The organism is Citricoccus sp., assembly GCF_032154715.1.
GTDB lineage: Bacteria > Actinomycetota > Actinomycetes > Actinomycetales > Micrococcaceae > Citricoccus.
Window position 1 is genome coordinate 1 of sequence record NZ_JALDXU010000008.1, and the last position, 17126, is coordinate 17126.

Consider the following 17126-nt stretch of genomic DNA (forward strand, 5'->3'; position numbering starts at 1 on the left):
GTCACGAACAGGACGAGCAGCGTCCAGGGGAGCGCCACCGCACCGACGAGCAGCCCGGTTCCCAGCACTCCGCCCGGCACCGAGCCCGGCGCGTCGTCACCTGCGGCGACCGCAGGCAGCCCGGCGGGCGGCGCCATCGTCTCGCGGCGTCCCCGCAGCCGGCTGGCGCGCCTGACCGGCCGCGTCACCAACGACTACTCGCCGATCCTGGAGCCCCTGGTCCGCACCCTCAAGGTCCGTCAGCCGAAGGAGGGCAAGGAAGATCTTGACCTGATCATCCGGGCCTTCGAGGTGGCGGAGAGGGCCCACGCGGGCCAGAAGCGCAAGAGTGGTGATCCGTACATCACCCACCCCGTGGCCGTGGCCACGATCCTCGCCGAACTGGGGATGACGGGCACCACCCTGGCCGGGGCCCTGCTGCATGACACGGTGGAGGACACGAGCTACTCGCTGGAGCAGCTGCGCCGGGACTTCGGTGACGAGGTGGCCGTCCTGGTGGACGGTGTCACCAAGCTGGACAAGGTCAAGTTCGGGGACGCCGCGCAGGCCGAGACGGTCCGCAAGATGGTGCTGGCCATGGCGGATGACGTCCGCGTCCTGGTCATCAAGCTCGCCGACCGGCTGCACAACGCCCGCACCTGGCGGTACGTTGCCCCGGCCTCGAGCGCGCGCAAGGCCAAGGAGACGCTGGAGATCTACGCGCCGCTGGCCCACCGGCTCGGCATGAACACGATCAAGTGGGAGCTGGAGGACCTGTCCTTCGCGGCCCTGTACCCCAAGGTGTACGCGGAGATCGTGCGGCTGGTGGGGGAGCGGACCCCCGAGCGGGAGAAGAACCTGGCCGTGCTGCGCGGGCAGATCGAGAAAGACCTCAAGGAGGCCCGGGTGCGGGCCACCGTCACGGGACGGCCGAAGCACTTCTACTCGATCTATCAGAAGATGATCGTCCGCGGGAAGGACTTCGACGAGATCCACGATCTCACGGGTGTCCGCGTGCTGGTCGACTCGGTCCGGGACTGCTACGGCGCGCTCGGGGTCCTGCACTCGAAGTGGAGCCCCCTGCCGGGCCGCTTCAAGGACTACATCGCCATGCCCAAGCTGAACATGTACCAGTCGCTGCACACCACGGTGATCGGCCCGGGTGGCAAGCCCGTGGAGATCCAGCTGCGCACGCATGAGATGCACCGCCGCGCGGAGTACGGTGTGGCGGCGCACTGGAAATACAAGGACCAGGCGGCCCAGGGCGCTCCGTCCAGTGGCGAACAGACGCCGGGGTGGCTGCGGTCCGTCATGGACTGGCAGAAGGACACCACGGACCCGAACGAGTTCCTGGAGTCGCTGCGCGCGGAGATCGACGCCGCCGAGGTCTTCGTGTTCACACCCAAGGGTGAGGTCATGGCCCTGCCGGCCGGCTCGACTCCCGTGGACTTCGCCTACGCGGTGCACACCGAGGTCGGCCACCGCACCATCGGCGCCCGGGTCAACGGCAAGCTCGTGCCGCTGAACAGCGAACTGCACCACGGCGACTGGGTGGAGATCTTCACCTCCAAGACCGAGGGCGCCGGGCCCAGCCAGGACTGGCTCGGATTCGTCCGTAGTCCTCGGGCCCGCAACAAGATCCGCCACTGGTTCTCGAAGGAACGCCGCGAGGAGTCCATCGAGAAGGGCAAGGAACAACTCACCCGCCAGCTGCGCAAGATGAACCTGCCGCTGCACCAGATGATGAGCTCGGATTCGCTCACCGAGGTGGCGGGGCAGCTGAACCTGCCGGACATCGCCACCCTCTACGCCTCGATCGGGGACGCCAACGTCTCCGTCCAGAACGTGATCGAGCATCTGCAGAAGCTGCATGCCGTGGTGGAGGAGACCGATGAGTCCCTGGACACCTCGGCGATCCCGATCACCCGTATCGCGGCCCCGACCCGGCAGTCGGATTCCGGGGTCATGGTCCAGGGCTCCGGCGACGTCATGGCCAAGCTGGCCCGCTGCTGCACCCCCGTGCCGCCGGACGAGATCATCGGCTTCGTCACCCGCGGATCCGGCGTATCCGTGCACCGCACCGACTGCAAGAACATCGACCACCTCAAGGAGGAACCGGACCGGATCGTAGAGGTCTCCTGGGCCCCCACGCAGTCCTCCGTGTTCCTGGTGGAGATCCAGGTCGAGGCGCTGGACCGCAAGTCACTTCTCTCTGACGTGACGCGGGTGCTGGCCGAACACCACGTCAACATCCTCTCGGCGTCGGTGAACACGTCCCGGAGCCGGGTGGCCATCAGCAAGTTCGTCTTCGAGATGGGCGATCCGAAGTATCTGAGCCACGTGCTGTCCTCGGTGCGGCGCATCGACGGCGTCTACGACGTGTACCGCACCGCCGGCCAGGGGCGCCCCGCAGCGGAGGACTGAGACCGGCGGTATTCTCAGGCCGGCAACAGACCCTCCAACGCGCGCCGAGCGGCTGCCATGCCGGGACGTTTCCGGCGGGACTCGAACCGGTCCCGGAGCGAGACCGGATCGGTCAGCGGCAGCAGCTGCCTCACCGCCGTCATCGCGGCCGCGGCCCGGGATGCGTCGCCGGGGCGGCGCAGCAGGTCCTCGACGGTCCGCTCCACGCTGGTGCAGGGCACCCCGTGGAGGTGCACGATGTCGGCCGGCTGGCCGGCGGCGTCGGACTGCTCCAACCGCAAGGTCACGGACAGCGGCTGCAGCGGGATCCGGTGGAAACGCTCCACGGAGGCCTCCAGCATCGCCAGTGCCGGACCTCCAGTGAACACCCAGGCCGCCGTCAAACCCCTGGCCGCCCACCGGCCCGCGAGCACGGGTGCGGCGAGCCGGTGCACCGCCGCCGCCCGGAGCCTCAGTCCCGCTGCTCCCGACTGCCCCTGGTCGGTTTCCACGTACAGGTCCCCGATGACGTGGACCACCAGGCCGGACCGTGCCATGGCCTGGAGCTCGGGGCCGGCATAGGGGAGCCCGGGCACCAGGAAGTCCATCGGCACGAGACCCGGGATCACCGCGGTCGGTCCGCCGGTGGGCTGGGAGTGGGCCCCGGCAGGGGCCCCGGCCGGGGCCCCCCCCCCCCCCCCACCACTGTGGACAACGCCGCGCTCAACGCGGGATCCACACGGGAATCCATGCGGGAGCCCACACGGCGACCCACTCACGGCCAGCGGGTCAGCGCAGCCCCTGGGCCGACTTCTGCAGGGTCTCAAGCCACATCTTGCGGGCATCGAGTGCTTCCTGCGCCTTGGCGATGGCCTTGGCGTCTCCCTTGGACTGGGCCTTGGCCAGGTCGTCTTCGAGTTCGGCGACCTTGTCCTCGAGCTGGGTCAGGGCGGAGTTCGTCCGTGCCTTGGTCTCGGGGTTGGTCTTGCGCCAGTGCTCGTCCTCGGCGGACTTCAGGCCTTCCTCCAATTTGCGGAACGCCGACTCCATGCGGGTGACGTCCTTGCGGGGCACCCGCCCGGCGTCCTCCCAGCGGCCGCGCAGGTCGTTCAGGGTCTTGCGAGCGGCCTTCACATCCTTCACGGGCAACAGCTGCTGACCCTCGGCCAGGATCTGCTCCTTGACCTTGAGGTTCTCGCCGTATTCCTTGTCGATCTCGTCGTTGGTCGCCTTGCGGGCGTTGAAGAAGACGTCCTGCGCGGCGCGGAAGCGGGCCCAGAGGGCGTCGTCCTCCTTGCGGGAAGCCCGCGGGGCGGCCTTCCATTCGTCCATGAGATCCCGGTAGGCGCCGGCCGTGGGTCCCCAGTCGGTGGAGGTGGAGAGGGCCTCCGCGCGGGCGATCAGCTTCTCCTTGGCGGACTTGGCCTTGGAGTTGGTGGCGTCCAGCTGGGAGAAGAAGGCACGGCGGTGCTTGTCGTGCGTGGTACGGGCCGTGCGGAATCGCTTCCACAGGCCGTCCTCGACCGACTTGCCGAGGCGCGGACCAGCCTTCTGCGCGGCCTTCCAGTTCTCGAAGAGTTCGGCCATGCGGGCGCTGGCCTGCTTCCACTGCACCTGCTGCGGGTCCTTCGCAGCCAGTTCCTCGGCTTCGGCCACGATCGCCTCGCGGGTGGCCAGCTGCTCGGCCTGGGCCTTCTCCAGGGCCAGCTTCTCGGCCAGCTTGAGATCGTCCAACCGGGTCTGCAGGGCCTCGACGCGGGCGCGCAGGGCGGGCATGTCGCCCACCATGCCGCGTTCGCCGATGGTCTGGCGCAGGTGGCCCAGCGTCTTCTGGATCTCGCCGGCCGGGGCACCCGTGGCCACGCGCTGCTCGAGGAGCATGACCTGCGAGACGACCTCGTCGTACTTGCGGCTGAAGTAGGCGAGGGCCTCGTCCTTGGTCCCGTCCGGGAACTGGCCGACCGGGTGCTCCTCGGCGCCGTCGATCAGGATGACGTGGCCGTCGTCGCTGACCTTGGCGAACTTCGCGGCGTCCTCGACCGGGGTCGTGAAGCTCGGGGCCGGCATCGGCGAGGCGGGGGCGGCCGAAGGTGTCTTCCTCTGACCGGCCGGGGCGGCGGGCCGTGGCAGGTTGGAGGGCTTCGGGGCCTTGCCGGGCTTGGGCACGCCGGGCTTGGGCAACGCGGGGGCGGGGGCCTCTTCGGTGGACGATGCCGGCGCCGGGGCGGGCGCTTCCGAGGCCACCTTGTCACTGGGGGCGGGGTCAACGGAGGGCGCTTCGGTCGCCTCGATGGAGGCCAGCACGGCCTCGGTCTCGGCCTGCGCCGCCGGTTCGGTCATAGCGTCGGTAGCCGGCTCGGCTACGTGCTCGGTTTCCTGCTCTGGAGCCTCTGGAGCCTCTGGAGCCTCTGGAGCGGACTGCTCGGACGCTGCCGCGGGGGCCTCATCGGGGCTCTGCTGGATGGACTGCTGATCGTCGGATTCTTGACTGGTGGTCACCGCTAGAACTCTCTGCTGGTGCCCTGCACCGGCGCGCGGCCGCAGGGAATAGTGGATACGGTCACGTCCAGCGTACCGGCTGGACCTAGAATGGGGAGCCGAATGTCCCCCCAGCAGGTACAACAGAAGGTGGCCCATGTCCCGCAAGGCATCCCTGTCCGGTTTCCACGAGTGGCTTCCCGCCGAACGGATCGTGGAACAGCATGTGCTGGACACCCTGCGGAACACCTTCGAGCTGCATGGCTTCTCCTCCATCGAGACCCGCGCCGTGGAGACCCTGGGGCAGCTGCTGCGCAAGGGAGAGATCGACAAGGAGGTCTATGCCGTCTCGCGACTGCAGGCGGACTCGGAGCCGGGGGCGGCGACATCGCGCCAGCCCCAGGACGCTCAGGACCCGAATCGCCTCGCCCTGCACTTCGACCTGACGGTGCCCTTCGCGCGCTACGTCGTGGAGAATGCCGGGCACCTCTCCTTCCCGTTCCGCCGGTACCAGATCCAGAAGGTCTGGCGCGGTGAACGTCCGCAGGAGGGCCGCGCCCGTGAGTTCACCCAGGCGGACATCGACGTGGTCGGGGACGGCACGCTGCCGTTCCGCTCGGACGTGGACGTCGCCCTGGTGATGGCCGAGGCCCTCGGGGCCCTGCCGATCGGCGACTTCACCATCCGCATCAACAACCGCAAGCTGGCCGAGGGCTTCTACCGCGGGCTCGGCCTCGAGGACACCGCCGGGGTGCTGCGCAACATCGACAAACTGGAGAAGATCGGGGCGGCCGAGGTGTCCCGCCTGCTCCAGTCCGAACTCGGTGCTACTGAGGACCAGGCCGCGCAGGCCCTGGCTCTGGCGGCCATCCGCACCGAGGACACCACGTTCGTGGAACAGGTCCGTGCCTTGGGGGTGACCCACGAGCTGCTGGAGGAAGGGCTCGAGGAGCTGGCCGGCGTCGTCGGGGAATTGCACCGCCGTGCCCCCGGGCGCGCCGTGGCGGACCTGTCCATTGCCCGCGGCCTCGATTACTACACCGGGACGGTCTACGAGACGGTGCTGGTGGGCCATGAGCAGCTCGGGTCCGTCTGCTCCGGCGGCCGTTACGATGCCCTGGCGTCCAAGGGCAATCGCACGTTCCCGGGGGTGGGGCTCTCGATCGGCGTGACCCGGCTGATGATGCGGATGTTCTCGCAGGACATGGCGCGCGCCTCCCGCTCGGTGCCCACGGCCGTCTACATCGCCCTGACGCACGACGACGACTGGTCGGCTGCGCAGGACACCGCGCAGTCCCTGCGCGGCCGGGGGATCCCCGCCGAGGTGGCGGTGTCCGCCGAGAAGTTCGGCAAGCAGATCAAGTACGCGGACAAGCGGGGCATCCCGTTCGTCTGGTTCACCTCCGTGGGGGAGGACGGGACCGCCACGCATCAGGTCAAGGACATCCGTTCCGGCGAGCAGGTCGACGCCGACCCGGCCACGTGGACGCCCCCGGCCGAGGACCTGCGGCCTCAGGTCCTGGCGAACTGAACTGAGGCCACACCGGCGTGACCGTCACCGATCCTTGCGGGGACGGTGCCGGATCCTCAGCAGCGCGCTGGCCAGATAGCACAGGCCCGCCACGGCCAGCAGGCCGCCGCCGGCGACGCTGCGGGGGATGACGATGTCTCCGGTGAGCAGGGCGATTCCGGCGAACAGGATGGCGGTGCCGATCAGGACGGCCTGAACGATCTCGGTCATGTCGGTGCGTCGAGTACCCATGCACCCGATCCTGCCTCATCAGAGCGCGGCCGCAGAGCACCAATCCCGGTCGGGTCGGCGTTCGAAGAAGTCGTCGGTGGTGACGAGATCCCATTCGACTCGGTCTGTGGTCAGCCCCTGGTCAGATCCTGCGCCAGCATCACGAGGATGCCGCTGGGGCCGCGGACGTAGGTGAGCTTGTAGATGTCCCCGTACGTCGCCACGCCCCGCAGCGGGTGGCAGCCGTGCCGCGCGGCGATCTCGAGGGCCGCGTCGAGGTCGTCCACGGAGAAGGCGACGCGGTGCATGCCAATCTCGTGCGGCCGGGTGGGCTCCGTCTCGATCGCCTCGGGGTGGAGGTACTCGAAGAGCTCGAGGCGGCCGTGCCCGTCCGGCGTCTGGAGCAGGGCGATGTTGGCGTGATTTCCGTCGAGTCCGACCGCGGTGTCTGCCCACGGACCACTGATCGTGTCCCGGCCCAGGACGGTCAGTCCCAGGTCGGTGAAGAAGGCGATCGTCGCCTCCAGGTCACGGACGGCGATGCCGACGTTCTCGAGTGTGATGGACATGAGCAGGGTCCTGGCGATGGTGGCGTTGGGTGGAGATCCGGGTGATCCGGTCTGGAATCGTCATGATTCCACCCTTGAACAGACTCGGTAAAGATCTGGGCTGATGCTTGAGTTCGGCAGCACGCCTGCCAACTAGGGCGAGTCGGTGCCCGAGTTGAGGAGCATCTGCGCGGTGCGCCGTGCATGGGTGATCGGATCGGAGGGCGCCCCCCTCAGGAGACTGCTGAGGACGCCGTTGTAGAGCAACAGCAGCATCGAGGCCATCGCGTCCGGATCTGCACATCGAGCCTCTCGAGCCAGGTCTGACAGTCGCGTCTGGACCTGGTGCGTGTCCTGATCGATCAGGTCGAAGACCGGGTCACTGGTCCCCTTCTCCGGGGCGGGGCGTTCCGAGGCGGTCGCCAGGAAACAGCACCATTGCGTGGATCCGGCTGAGGCCCGGAAGGTCTCGATGGCGTCGAAGACCGCCAGCAGGCGTTCCTGCGGGCCCTCGGCGGCACTGAGGGCCTGATCCCAGTGTTGGGTCCATGCCTCAAGCCGGCGGGACAGGACTTCGCGCAACAGGTTGTCCTTCGAACCGAAGTGCTTGTACAGCGTCACGATCGCGACGTCGGCCTCTGAGGCGACCCGGTCCACGCCCGTGGCGGCGATGCCCTCGTTGAAGAACAAGTTCTCCCCGGCATCAAGGAGGCGGTTCCTGGTGTGCTGTGGATTGGCCATGCCTCTAGTATAACGTTCGTTACAGCAAAACGATCGTTATGCAAGAAGGAGTCAGGATGACTGCATGTTCGACGGAAGTACGACACGGCTCGGGAATGGGCGCTGCCGTGGCCGGGATGCTGTTGATCGCCGCCACCTATGGGATGGCTCGTTTCGGAGTGGGACTTTTCGCCCCGTACCTGGCGGCCGACCGTCCGGAACTACTGCCGGTGCTGGGGTGGGCGGCCGGCGCCCAGTTCACGTCCTACGCTGTGGCAGCCACGCTGGCGGCCCGCCTGGTGTCCCACGCCCCGCGAAGGGGCCTGATCCTCGCCGGGGTGACGGCCACCGTGGGGTGTCTTGGAGTGGCGGTCGCCACCGAGCCGACACTGTTCATCATCGCGGTCTTCATCGGTGGCATGGGTGGAGGCTTCGCCTCGCCTGCACTCGTACCAATCATCGACGTGGTGGTAGCGCCTGGCCTCTCCTCGACGGCGCAATCCGTGGTCAATACGGGTACCGCCGTCGGAGTGGTCGCGTCGGGCCTGCTGGTGTGGGCGTTCCCCGTGATCGGGCCGGCCTGGTTGCTCATGGCTCTGGCCTGCGCGGCGTCCGCGATCACGATGTGGCTGTTCGTCCGAGCGCGCTCCGATGTGGCCTCGTCGCGATCCCGAGTGTCCCGGCCGACGTCGGCACCGTTGATCGGGCGGTTGCGGTCCTTGGCGATCCCGGGCCTGGCTGCGATTCTCGCCGGTGCGGGGTCCTCGCTGCTCTGGACGTTCGGGCCCCTGATCCTGACCGAGTCGGGCCCTGTGGTGTCGGGACAGGTCGGAGGGTTATGGATAGCACTGGGCCTGGGTGGACTCCTCGGCACCACAACTGGTGCTGTGGTGCAACGCATCGGACGTCGAGGCGGATGGTACGTCTGTACCGGCGGGCTGGCGCTGGCGAGCGCCGGAATCGCACTGTCCGTGGCCACTGGTGACGTCTGGTTCGCCTACGCCAGCATGGCCTTGTTCGGAGCCGGGTATATGGGTCTGACCACGGTTCTCATCCTCTGGGCCCGCCAGGCGTGGCCTGAGAATGCCGGCGCTGGCACCTCTGTACTCTTCATCGCTTTGGCCACGGGCCAAGCGCTGGGGTCTGTCGGTTTTGGTGCTGCCCAAGAACTGTTGAACCCGGGATCCCTGGCCGTGTTGGCCGCGGGCCTGTGTCTTGGCGGAGGTTTCGCCGCCGTGGCGGGGAAGCGCTAGGGTGGGCCGGCCGCCCGGTCGTCAGAGGACAGCTCCGAGAATGATCAGATTCCCCTGCGGATCCCTGGTCCGGGCCACGCGTTCACCCCACAGCTGGTCTTCGGGCGCAGAGATCACAGGCGCCCCCGACGTGCCCAGCACCGCAAGAGTTTCGTCGACGTCATCGACGTAGACCCAGAGGCTGAAAGTGTCCTCTGCGGTATCTCCGCTATCTCCGCCTGCGCCGATGCCAATGCTCGAACTGCCGCGCTCCATCGTCACGAATCCGGGCTCACCGTTGGGCGGGAACTGGTACGTCTGCGTGAACCCGAGCTGCTCATAGAACGCGCGCGTCGCTGACAGGTCCTGAACAGTGATGATGGGAAATGCCCGGTCATGCATGATCTCAGTATCCCAGCGTGGTCACTATCAGGGGAGCGTTCAAGTCCTACCTGACCCGGCTCGGTGATCCTGGCCGGACTGACCGGCCAGAGCGCTTTCGGCCTGGTGCTCCTGGTTAGCGTTGTCGGGGTGAGCATGGCGCTGCTGGTGCTGACCAGGTTCGCCGTGGGCGCGTGGTGGTTCGTGCCGGGAGCCCCAGGGGCAGGTGCAGTCGTCCTCAACGTCCTGATCGTCGGCTTCCTCGTATGGCAGGCCCTGCGCTGGACGCCGGCACGGGACCGGCCGCGCACCAAGGCATGATCTGGCCATTCCTTACCCGGATTCTTAGTTGCCAGCTGGTCCACTATCAGTCGGCGAAGTCAGAAAATCGCTCCATATGCCGCCGAGGGATCCCTGAACGGACGGAATCACCACGGGGTCCCGCGTAAGTTGATGTCGCCAGGGGGCCACTCGGTGACGTCCTTCCTCACGGGGTAGATGAGAAGAGGGTCGCCTGTCGAGGTCACAACACGGTGGTGGTCGATCCGGGAGGCGTGATGTTCGGTCGCATGGATTCGGTGCCACCCCGTGCTCTCATAAAACGGCACGACCTGCTCGCGGCAACCGAGGTACCCGAACTGCACCCTGCCGTCATTACGCATCGCCTGCTGAGCGTCCTGCATCACTTCCCGGCCCAGGCCAGTACCACGACACGACTCGTCGACAAGAACCCCGCCCGTTCCGGCCACCGAGACATCGATGCTGCCGACCCCGATGAGGCGGACTTGAAAACCCACATGGGCGACGAGAGCCGGGCCATCACAGATCAGGGTGTGCATGTCTGCAGGTGAATACCCGTACGGTGCGTCGAGGTTCCAAGGGCCGAAATCTGCAAAGTACTGACGATTGAAAAAATCTCGCAAGAGTCGAATGTCGACCTCAGACAGGTCAGCGTGCTGAATGACTCTGAGGTGCCGACTCACGGTCCGATCCTATAGCGGGACAAGCCCTTGGTGCCGTCCGGAAGAGGACGGTCCAGCGGTCACTGGGTAGACATGCCGCCCTGCTGCGGTAGAAGATCGGAGACCCGGACGTGACCGTGGGCTAAGCCGTTGGAAGTCCATGGCGTCGTGCGCCGGCATCACTCGAGGAGTCGAAGGACATGGCCAAGGTCATCGGAGATATCAGCGTCAGCATCGACGGCTTTGTGGCCGGCCCTGATGCCGGCCCTCACGCCGGTCTGGGTAGCGGTGGAGAGCAGATACATGCCTGGGTGTTCGCGGGCGAAGAAGCGGACCAGCGGGCCTTGGATCGCGCCGCCGAGGCCGGAGCAGTCGTCATGGGGCGCAACGTGTTTGACGTTGTCAACGCGCCAGACGGCTGGAAAGAGGGCATGGGCTACGGCGCCGACCGTGACGCTCGGCCGCCCCTCTTCGTCGTCACCAGTACCCAGCCCGATACTCCCCGGATCGCATCCCTGTACGAGGTCACCTTTGTGACCACCGGACTCCAGGCTGCCGTGGATCAGGCGCGTGCAGCCGCTCCAGGTCGAGACGTGTACGTCATGGGTGGTGGCGCAACGGTGAGGGGCTGTCTCGAGGCCGGGCTGCTCGACCAGCTGCGCCTACATCTGTCGCCGATCATCATGGGCGCGGGTATCCCACTCTTCGACGGGGTGTCGCCGCGACAGCTCAAGCAGGTCGACATCGGCGTCTCGACCAGCGCCGTTCATATCACCTACGACGTCCTCTGACCCCATGGGTGCTGCATGGCGTCCTCCTCGTGAAACGAGACCCTGATGAGTCGGCTGAGGACCGTCTTCGAAACCAAGATGAGACCCTCTGGGAACTGGCAGTATGTGGTCATGCGAACCCATGTCGGTCTCTTGCGCGGCATCAACGTCGGAGGGCACAACCGGTTGGCGATGTCGGATCTGCGCGAGATCGTGCGAGGGCTCGGCTTCAGTGATGTCGTGACCTACATACAGAGCGGCAACGTGGTGTTCAGCTGCGACGAGACTGAGGGCACGAAACTCTCCACCAAGCTCGAGCAGGCGATAGCTGATCGGTCAGACGTGCGAACGGGTGTCGTCGTGCTGTCTCGACCCCACCTGAGGTCAGTGGTGGCAGACAACCCCTACCCGCGAGAGACCAACCCGAAATTCCTGCACGTGGTGTTCCACCGAGACCAGATCAGCCCCGACACAGCCGAGACCGTGGCGGCAGCTGTGCAGCGCGCCCGGGACAAAGGCAGTCGCGACGATGCCACCGTGATCGGCAACTTCCTCTACCTGCATACCCCGGATGGCCTGGGTCGTAGCGTGCTGGCCGCGGAACTGTCCCGCCCACCGGCCGCCACGGCCACGGACGTGGTCAACACGATGCGCAACTGGGCGACAGTGACTCGGCTAATGGCGCTTCTCGACGATTGACTCGCCACACCAGCCTGCCAGGTCGTACCGGACGCGTGAGGACGACGCCCAACGGGGATTGAGATGAGCCTCCTCGAACGAGGATCCCCTGGCGGACGGCCTCGGGTCCGCGCCGCGATCCGCCCGGTCGCAGCCTGTGGGTGGGAATTCGCGTATGGGACATCTGCAGCATGAAGAAGATCCAGGACATGACGGTGAGGGAAAGATCCCGCTTGGTCTGCAGCATCGGCGCTGCCTGGGTGCTGGGGATGTTTATCTTCGCCTTGGCCGTCCAGGATTGGATACTTATCCTTCTGGCAGCCATCGCGGCAGTGAGCCTGGGCGTCCTGTTCTTCACGAATGAATGCAATACCCGGGACGACCCGCCACATGCTGACTACTGAAACTTAACCGGTTCCTGGGGGCGGCCCAGTCACGCGAGGCGCGAGTGGGTGGAATGACGAGAAAGCGCCAGCCAGTTGCTGAATGCCTGCCGTATGGGGATCCACATATGGGGTAGTGGCGGAGACGTGTGCAAGCCGCTCTCATCATCGGGGATCATTGCTGAATGAAACACGGAACCCGGTCGTGGAAACAGGTGACCGCAGGAGTGCTGGCCTTGCTCAGCGAGATGGACCCCTATCGACTCGACCCCGGCACGCTCGATGGAGCGCCGAAGAACGAGTACGCCCCCGAGGCCGATGCCATCGCGCGACACCTGCTGTCCCACCGGGCGATCAATTTCGAACAGGTGGATGCCATTTGGCAGGACTGGTTCGGCGAATCGCTCAGCCAAGTCACCGGCACCGGGGCCGCGGAGAACCTCGTCGTCCGCCTGAACCAACTGGTCCAAGGCTCCACGTCGGCCGGTGCCGATGCGATGACAGGGGGCGAGAGCCATGGGTGAGTCCTCTGAAGTCGACCACTACCTTGCGACCCTGTTGCGAGAAGTTGAGGGCCTTACCGCGAGGCTGCCGCTTAAGGTGGAGGCGACCGCCAGCATCCGCGGCAGGAGTGTCTACGTAGAGGTTCGTGGCCCCCGATGGGCGACGTTCACGCTAGTCCTGGGCAGTGAGGCCCCGGAGATCGTCTACGACGGCCAGTACATCCACCACCATCTTATCGGCCCGGGCATGGATGACCAACTGGATTTCATCCAAGAGAGTTTGGACGAAATCGCCGGATTCGTCCTCAGCGACAAGGACCTCACCAGGGGCAAGACTTGGATCCTGCGCAAGCCCTACGTGTCCATGCTCTCGAGCGACGGCATTGAATGGCGGTTGCACCAGTTCCATTGAGCCGCATTCATGCATTCACGGTGTTGCGCTGATGGGCTCTCTCGAACCGTGCCAGCTAGAGATCCCCCCTGGGCACACGTGACGGAGAAGATTCCTCCGGACGTTCTGGGCCTACCCTTCTTCACGTCCTGGCAACGGGGCACCGGTCAGAAATGCTTCGTACTGGATCTTCACCTCGGGCTCAACCGTCGGCTGCTGAGCCGAGTAACGCCCGTCCGTACGGTCCCGCTTTGGCCCGGAGATCCAGTAGAGGTCCCCAGTATCCACGTCGTAGAAATTCGCGTCCCCGTCCACGTTGGCCCGGGCTGTGCCGGTAACTCGTGCAAGAGTGCGGTCATGGAAATACGCGGTTCGCCACGTCTTAGAAAAGCGCACTGACCCAATCCACGCGGGCCCACGGTCGAGGTCATATCCGGTCTTGAGCTGGAAATACATGATGCGGTCGGGCATGCGTTCAGGATAGGTCACCTCTGCATCGTTCAACGTGGAGCCGCGATCCATCCATCCCCGAGTTCGCCGTCGTTGTGTGCATTGGGGATCCCCGTCTGGCATTGGTTCACCGAATTTTGGATGTCGCATAGTCAGACTGATGCTGAATAAGTGCGGTGTGACCGCGGGAGGGCGGAGCCGATCAGCCGTCGGTGAAGTCGGCGTTGGGCTCGGCAGCGAGCCTGTCCAAGTCCTTAGACGCCGCTTGGTGCTCCGGCGCACCTGTTCCGCCCTCCCCGGCCTCGGTAGTGTCAGCGACGAACCACTGTTCCGTGCCCACCACGGGTACGGGTGCGACGGTTGAATCCAGCAGCTCGCGGGCACCCTGAATCAGGGTTTCGTCGTCGGACCATGCCATGACAACGGTCTCGCCACACTGACGCCCCACGAGCTGCTCACCACCTTCGACCATGAAAAAGTGGTCCTCCCCGGAGAAACCATCTGAGGGACCCGGGCAGTCGAACCGCTCATCGACGGCTTCGAACAACTCATCCAGGCTGCCCACGGGAGTGACCATCGTCGAGGATGGCGACGATTCGGGGTGGGCGGACGTCGACTCACTCGGGATGGTGGCTGGGGACGTGGTCTCAGGTGCCCCTTGTCCCGCCTCGCTGCCACAGCCCGTCAGGACGAACCCAGCCGTCAACATCAGCACTGCGCTTCCGGCCGGAATTGAACCCAATTTCCCCGCCAAATGAACCCCCTCTGATCGTCGTCCGGGTCTTTCACCCTACTGGCGCACGCTCGTGGCCGGAACGGACACCACAAGGCGGTTCACCCTCCCCGTCCTGCAGCTCCGCGCTTCTCGAACTGGCCGCCGTTGGGCTGAACGATCACCTATTCCAGAAGTGGATCCACTTGCGGCACACAGCGAATTGAGGTGACCGTGCTGCGCCGTTGCACAGGCCAATCCATTCTGGGTGCCATCCTCACCTGGCTGTGCAGATCGAGAAGGCGCACGGCAGTACGGTGAGCTTATGGAGCGAAACGGGTCATTTCTTGCAATTGCATTGGCCTGCGTCGTGACCCTGACGGGCTGTGCCTCCGCACACGGCGAGCCGGACCGCGTAGAGACCTTTGCGGTTGACGGAGGAGAGTGCACCGCCGAGTGGTGGCTCGAGCCGCTCGCCCAAGACGTTCCCGACGAGGCATCGGATGCGGCGGAACGTGCGCTGAGTGAGGCGACGGTTTCCGCCACGGACATCATGGACTGGGAGGAAACACTGCTCAATGCCCAGTCCGGTGACCAGAAGATTCCCCCCAACGAGCTGGAGGGTCACGCCTACATGGAGGCAGTGAGGGAAGACGTGCGTTCTGAACTGGACAAGGCAGGCTTCCCGGATGCCCCGGCCCGCCTCATCGAGACCTACGCGGACCTGGACTGTTCCTGACTTCATTCATCACCGAATCGTCGCGTCGGTATCAGAAAGGGCACGCCGCAAGGCCTTTGGGAGACCCACCCAGTCCGTATGGTGCGCAGGCGGCGGGAAGACTCCTGGAGTGAACGAGGCCATGATCGGCGGTAGCTTTAGGGTTGCCCACCGCCACCGTTCAAGGATGCTCTATCGGTCACATGCGGGGCCTGACCGCACCCCGGAGTACTGCGCGTGGATATCTCCATCGACCAAGCGCCAGCAGAAGTCGTTCATCTCGGCAGCAGCGGGCGCATGCCGGGCGAGGATGCCCGCCACTACCGCCGGCACGTCGTGCGGGATGTCGCCACTCGCGCACCGACGCACGTATGCGTTGCGTGCAGCGAGATCGCCTCTGGTCGAAGCAGGCAACTCACACACCGTAGTGACCAGCCAATTCATGATTCGCATCGCCGCATAGTCGGCATCGTGGTCGACGTTGTTCGTAACGAAGTCACGCTCGGCGGTGGACAGGTCGAACCGAGGCGAAGTGGCCAGCCCGAGGTCAACGAGGTAGATCTGATGGTCGTCGGCCCGCATATTGCCGAAGTGCCCGTCCATGTGCAGCACCTGGCGGCGACGCAGGAACGCGACAGCCTCGAATAACTGCCGCTCGACCGTCTCGGCACTGACCAATGGGTCGTTCAGCCAGTCGACCAGTCGGTCGGGCAGGTGCTCAAGAAAGAGTACGAGGCTTGAACTCGCCTCGGCCAGCTCTCCGAAGCGGGTCCGGACCGCCGAGTCGCCTCCGAACTGGGCAACCACCGATTCGATGTCCTGATGCTCGGATGCGATGGGTGGGCGGCCCGGAAGTACCCGCCAGTGGTGCAGTAGCGCGAACGCTTCCGACTCACCGCCGAGTACTCCCTCGGTGACAGTGACGTTCGCGGCCAGCTCACGCCAGGCGTTGAAGCCTGGGCCTGCGAGGCGGTGCATGCCGTACTGACACGAGGTCGGCAGGCCAAACAGGTTCGCGGTGCTGTGCGGATGCGCCAGCTCACGGTCGGTGATCGGCACACGTTTAGCGAACACCGATATGCCGTCGACCTCGAGCACAGAGGTACCACCGCCTGCGCCCACAGCACTGATGGGTACAGCATGAAGGAGCGTGGAAAGCTCGTCGTCTTTGCGGGCGGCGAGCGAAGCTGACGCAAGCTCGTGACGGACACGTCGGGTGCTGAGCATGACGCCATTCTGCCTGCCACGGAAAATCAGCTCCAGACAGAGCAGCCCGCGGCGGATTGTCTGCGCAGAGACCTCTAACAGCCCTTCACACGAGAGGCTGGGATAGCTGTGGCTCGCGTGTTCGCTTGGGGATCCCTTTGCGGAGACGCTGACGGTCGTCACGCCTCCCGGGCTGTCTTGAGATGTATCGCATCCTGCGACCGCCGCATCCTTCGCAAGAAGGGAACGTTTTCTGAGCCACTGACTAGGCCTTACCAGGAGGCTTCGGCCTGTACTGGCGAGGGGCACGGGTAGGCTCGCACCATGTGGGAACTTAACGTGCTGGTGCTGTATGTCGTCTTCACCGCGATTTTTTTCTACCTGCTCTACGGCGTCATCCGCGCCGGCGTCCGTGATGGCATCCGCGCCGCCGACAAGCGTCGGGAGGCCGAAGCTGAGCCGGAGTCCACGCCGGACCCGGCTCGGTAGGGATTCTCTGATCAGCCTTAGCTTGAAGGGCCCGCTGCGCTGGGCCTTGCTCAGCGGATTGTTGATGTACTTCCTGCACGGTGTACCTGGGTTCTTCCTCGCAGCGTTGGGCAGTGTGAAGAACGGGTCGCCCTTGACCGAGGCGCTGGCCTATTGGGTCTTTGCCGTGGCTGATCGGTGTCGGCGTCTAGGTACTCGTCCTGGTCGCCGTCGCGCTGGGCTCACGGGGCTTCGCGACTCGGCAGGCATTCATGGCAGGCCTGCTCGCGACGTTCGGTTATCTCAGCGCCGTGGGTTTAGCGCACGTGTTGCCGGCGTCTCCCGAGGCATCCGGTTCCGCAATCCTCCACTCGTTCCAGTTCGGTTTCATGAATGGATCGGG

21 protein-coding genes are annotated in these 17126 nt (G+C 65.7%); 11 read left to right on the top strand and 10 right to left on the bottom strand.

Annotated elements, in window-relative coordinates; genetic code table 11:
- Positions 1-135 precede the first annotated feature (135 nt).
- Positions 136-2403, top strand: coding sequence for a bifunctional (p)ppGpp synthetase/guanosine-3',5'-bis(diphosphate) 3'-pyrophosphohydrolase (locus tag RUH65_RS02625; protein WP_313815708.1), 2268 nt, complete (start codon positions 136-138; stop codon positions 2401-2403).
- Positions 2404-2417: 14 nt separating this feature from the next.
- Here RUH65_RS02625 and RUH65_RS02630 read toward each other — a convergent pair whose 3' ends face one another.
- Both RUH65_RS02630 and RUH65_RS02635 read right to left on the bottom strand, forming a co-directional pair.
- Positions 2418-2978 (bottom strand): hypothetical protein, encoded by a 561-nt coding sequence (locus RUH65_RS02630; protein ID WP_313815644.1) that lies wholly within the window; start codon positions 2976-2978, stop codon positions 2418-2420.
- A 193-nt stretch (positions 2979-3171) separates the two neighbouring features.
- Complete coding sequence (locus tag RUH65_RS02635) at positions 3172-4722, bottom strand: DUF349 domain-containing protein (RefSeq protein WP_313815709.1); 1551 nt, start codon at positions 4720-4722, stop codon at positions 3172-3174.
- A 295-nt stretch (positions 4723-5017) separates the two neighbouring features.
- Between RUH65_RS02635 and hisS the strand changes: the two genes are divergently transcribed.
- Positions 5018-6391: a histidine--tRNA ligase gene (gene hisS / locus RUH65_RS02640; protein ID WP_313815645.1), complete on the top strand. Its 1374-nt coding sequence runs from the start codon at positions 5018-5020 to the stop codon at positions 6389-6391.
- Between the two features lie 24 nt (positions 6392-6415).
- Here the strand turns inward: hisS and RUH65_RS02645 are convergent, their stop codons facing one another.
- The 3 genes from RUH65_RS02645 to RUH65_RS02655 all read right to left on the bottom strand — a co-directional run bounded on the left by RUH65_RS02645 (position 6416) and on the right by RUH65_RS02655 (position 7890).
- Positions 6416-6622, bottom strand: a complete 207-nt coding sequence (locus tag RUH65_RS02645; RefSeq protein WP_313815646.1) for a hypothetical protein — start codon at positions 6620-6622, stop codon at positions 6416-6418.
- A 110-nt stretch (positions 6623-6732) separates the two neighbouring features.
- A complete protein-coding gene (locus RUH65_RS02650) occupies positions 6733-7170 on the bottom strand; it encodes a VOC family protein (RefSeq protein WP_313815647.1) in 438 nt (145 codons plus the stop codon).
- A gap of 132 nt (positions 7171-7302) precedes the next feature.
- A complete protein-coding gene (locus RUH65_RS02655; protein ID WP_313815648.1) occupies positions 7303-7890 on the bottom strand; it encodes a TetR/AcrR family transcriptional regulator in 588 nt (195 codons plus the stop codon).
- Positions 7891-7946: 56 nt separating this feature from the next.
- Between RUH65_RS02655 and RUH65_RS02660 the strand changes: the two genes are divergently transcribed.
- Positions 7947-9122, top strand: coding sequence for an MFS transporter (locus RUH65_RS02660; protein WP_313815649.1), 1176 nt, complete (start codon positions 7947-7949; stop codon positions 9120-9122).
- Between the two features lie 21 nt (positions 9123-9143).
- Here the strand turns inward: RUH65_RS02660 and RUH65_RS02665 are convergent, their stop codons facing one another.
- A complete protein-coding gene (locus RUH65_RS02665; RefSeq protein WP_313815650.1) occupies positions 9144-9503 on the bottom strand; it encodes a VOC family protein in 360 nt (119 codons plus the stop codon).
- 129 nt (positions 9504-9632) lie between these two features.
- On the opposite strand from RUH65_RS02665, the gene RUH65_RS02670 reads away from it, so the two are divergent.
- A complete protein-coding gene (locus tag RUH65_RS02670; protein ID WP_313815651.1) occupies positions 9633-9803 on the top strand; it encodes a hypothetical protein in 171 nt (56 codons plus the stop codon).
- 107 nt (positions 9804-9910) lie between these two features.
- On the opposite strand, the gene RUH65_RS02675 is transcribed toward RUH65_RS02670, so the two are convergent.
- Positions 9911-10465, bottom strand: a complete 555-nt coding sequence (locus RUH65_RS02675) for a GNAT family N-acetyltransferase (protein WP_313815652.1) — start codon at positions 10463-10465, stop codon at positions 9911-9913.
- A gap of 179 nt (positions 10466-10644) precedes the next feature.
- Between RUH65_RS02675 and RUH65_RS02680 the strand changes: the two genes are divergently transcribed.
- From RUH65_RS02680 to RUH65_RS02700, 5 genes are all read left to right on the top strand, one after another.
- A complete protein-coding gene (locus RUH65_RS02680) occupies positions 10645-11235 on the top strand; it encodes a dihydrofolate reductase family protein (protein WP_313815653.1) in 591 nt (196 codons plus the stop codon).
- Positions 11236-11346: 111 nt separating this feature from the next.
- Positions 11347-11913 carry a DUF1697 domain-containing protein gene (locus RUH65_RS02685; RefSeq protein WP_313815654.1) on the top strand — a complete coding sequence of 189 codons (567 nt, stop codon included), beginning with the start codon at positions 11347-11349 and terminating at the stop codon, positions 11911-11913.
- A gap of 170 nt (positions 11914-12083) precedes the next feature.
- The gene (locus tag RUH65_RS02690) at positions 12084-12296 is read left to right on the top strand and encodes a hypothetical protein (RefSeq protein ID WP_313815655.1); all 213 of its coding nucleotides are present in this window, start codon (positions 12084-12086) and stop codon (positions 12294-12296) included.
- Positions 12297-12460: 164 nt separating this feature from the next.
- A complete protein-coding gene (locus tag RUH65_RS02695) occupies positions 12461-12799 on the top strand; it encodes a hypothetical protein (RefSeq protein ID WP_313815656.1) in 339 nt (112 codons plus the stop codon).
- Positions 12792-13190 carry a hypothetical protein gene (locus tag RUH65_RS02700; protein WP_313815657.1) on the top strand — a complete coding sequence of 133 codons (399 nt, stop codon included), beginning with the start codon at positions 12792-12794 and terminating at the stop codon, positions 13188-13190. Before RUH65_RS02695 ends, RUH65_RS02700 begins: the two co-directional genes overlap by 8 nt.
- Positions 13191-13301: 111 nt before the next feature.
- On the opposite strand, the gene RUH65_RS02705 is transcribed toward RUH65_RS02700, so the two are convergent.
- Together RUH65_RS02705 and RUH65_RS02710 are read right to left on the bottom strand one after the other, a co-directional pair.
- A complete protein-coding gene (locus RUH65_RS02705; RefSeq protein WP_313815658.1) occupies positions 13302-13640 on the bottom strand; it encodes a hypothetical protein in 339 nt (112 codons plus the stop codon).
- A gap of 181 nt (positions 13641-13821) precedes the next feature.
- The gene (locus RUH65_RS02710) at positions 13822-14184 is read right to left on the bottom strand and encodes a hypothetical protein (protein WP_313815659.1); all 363 of its coding nucleotides are present in this window, start codon (positions 14182-14184) and stop codon (positions 13822-13824) included.
- A 472-nt stretch (positions 14185-14656) separates the two neighbouring features.
- On the opposite strand from RUH65_RS02710, the gene RUH65_RS02715 reads away from it, so the two are divergent.
- A complete protein-coding gene (locus RUH65_RS02715) occupies positions 14657-15070 on the top strand; it encodes a hypothetical protein (protein WP_313815660.1) in 414 nt (137 codons plus the stop codon).
- 171 nt (positions 15071-15241) lie between these two features.
- On the opposite strand, the gene RUH65_RS02720 is transcribed toward RUH65_RS02715, so the two are convergent.
- Positions 15242-16276: a serine/threonine protein phosphatase gene (locus RUH65_RS02720; RefSeq protein ID WP_313815661.1), complete on the bottom strand. Its 1035-nt coding sequence runs from the start codon at positions 16274-16276 to the stop codon at positions 15242-15244.
- A 303-nt stretch (positions 16277-16579) separates the two neighbouring features.
- Here RUH65_RS02720 and RUH65_RS02725 point away from each other — a divergent pair, with 303 nt between their 5' ends.
- Complete coding sequence (locus RUH65_RS02725) at positions 16580-16744, top strand: hypothetical protein (RefSeq protein WP_313815662.1); 165 nt, start codon at positions 16580-16582, stop codon at positions 16742-16744.
- Positions 16745-17126 lie beyond the last annotated feature (382 nt).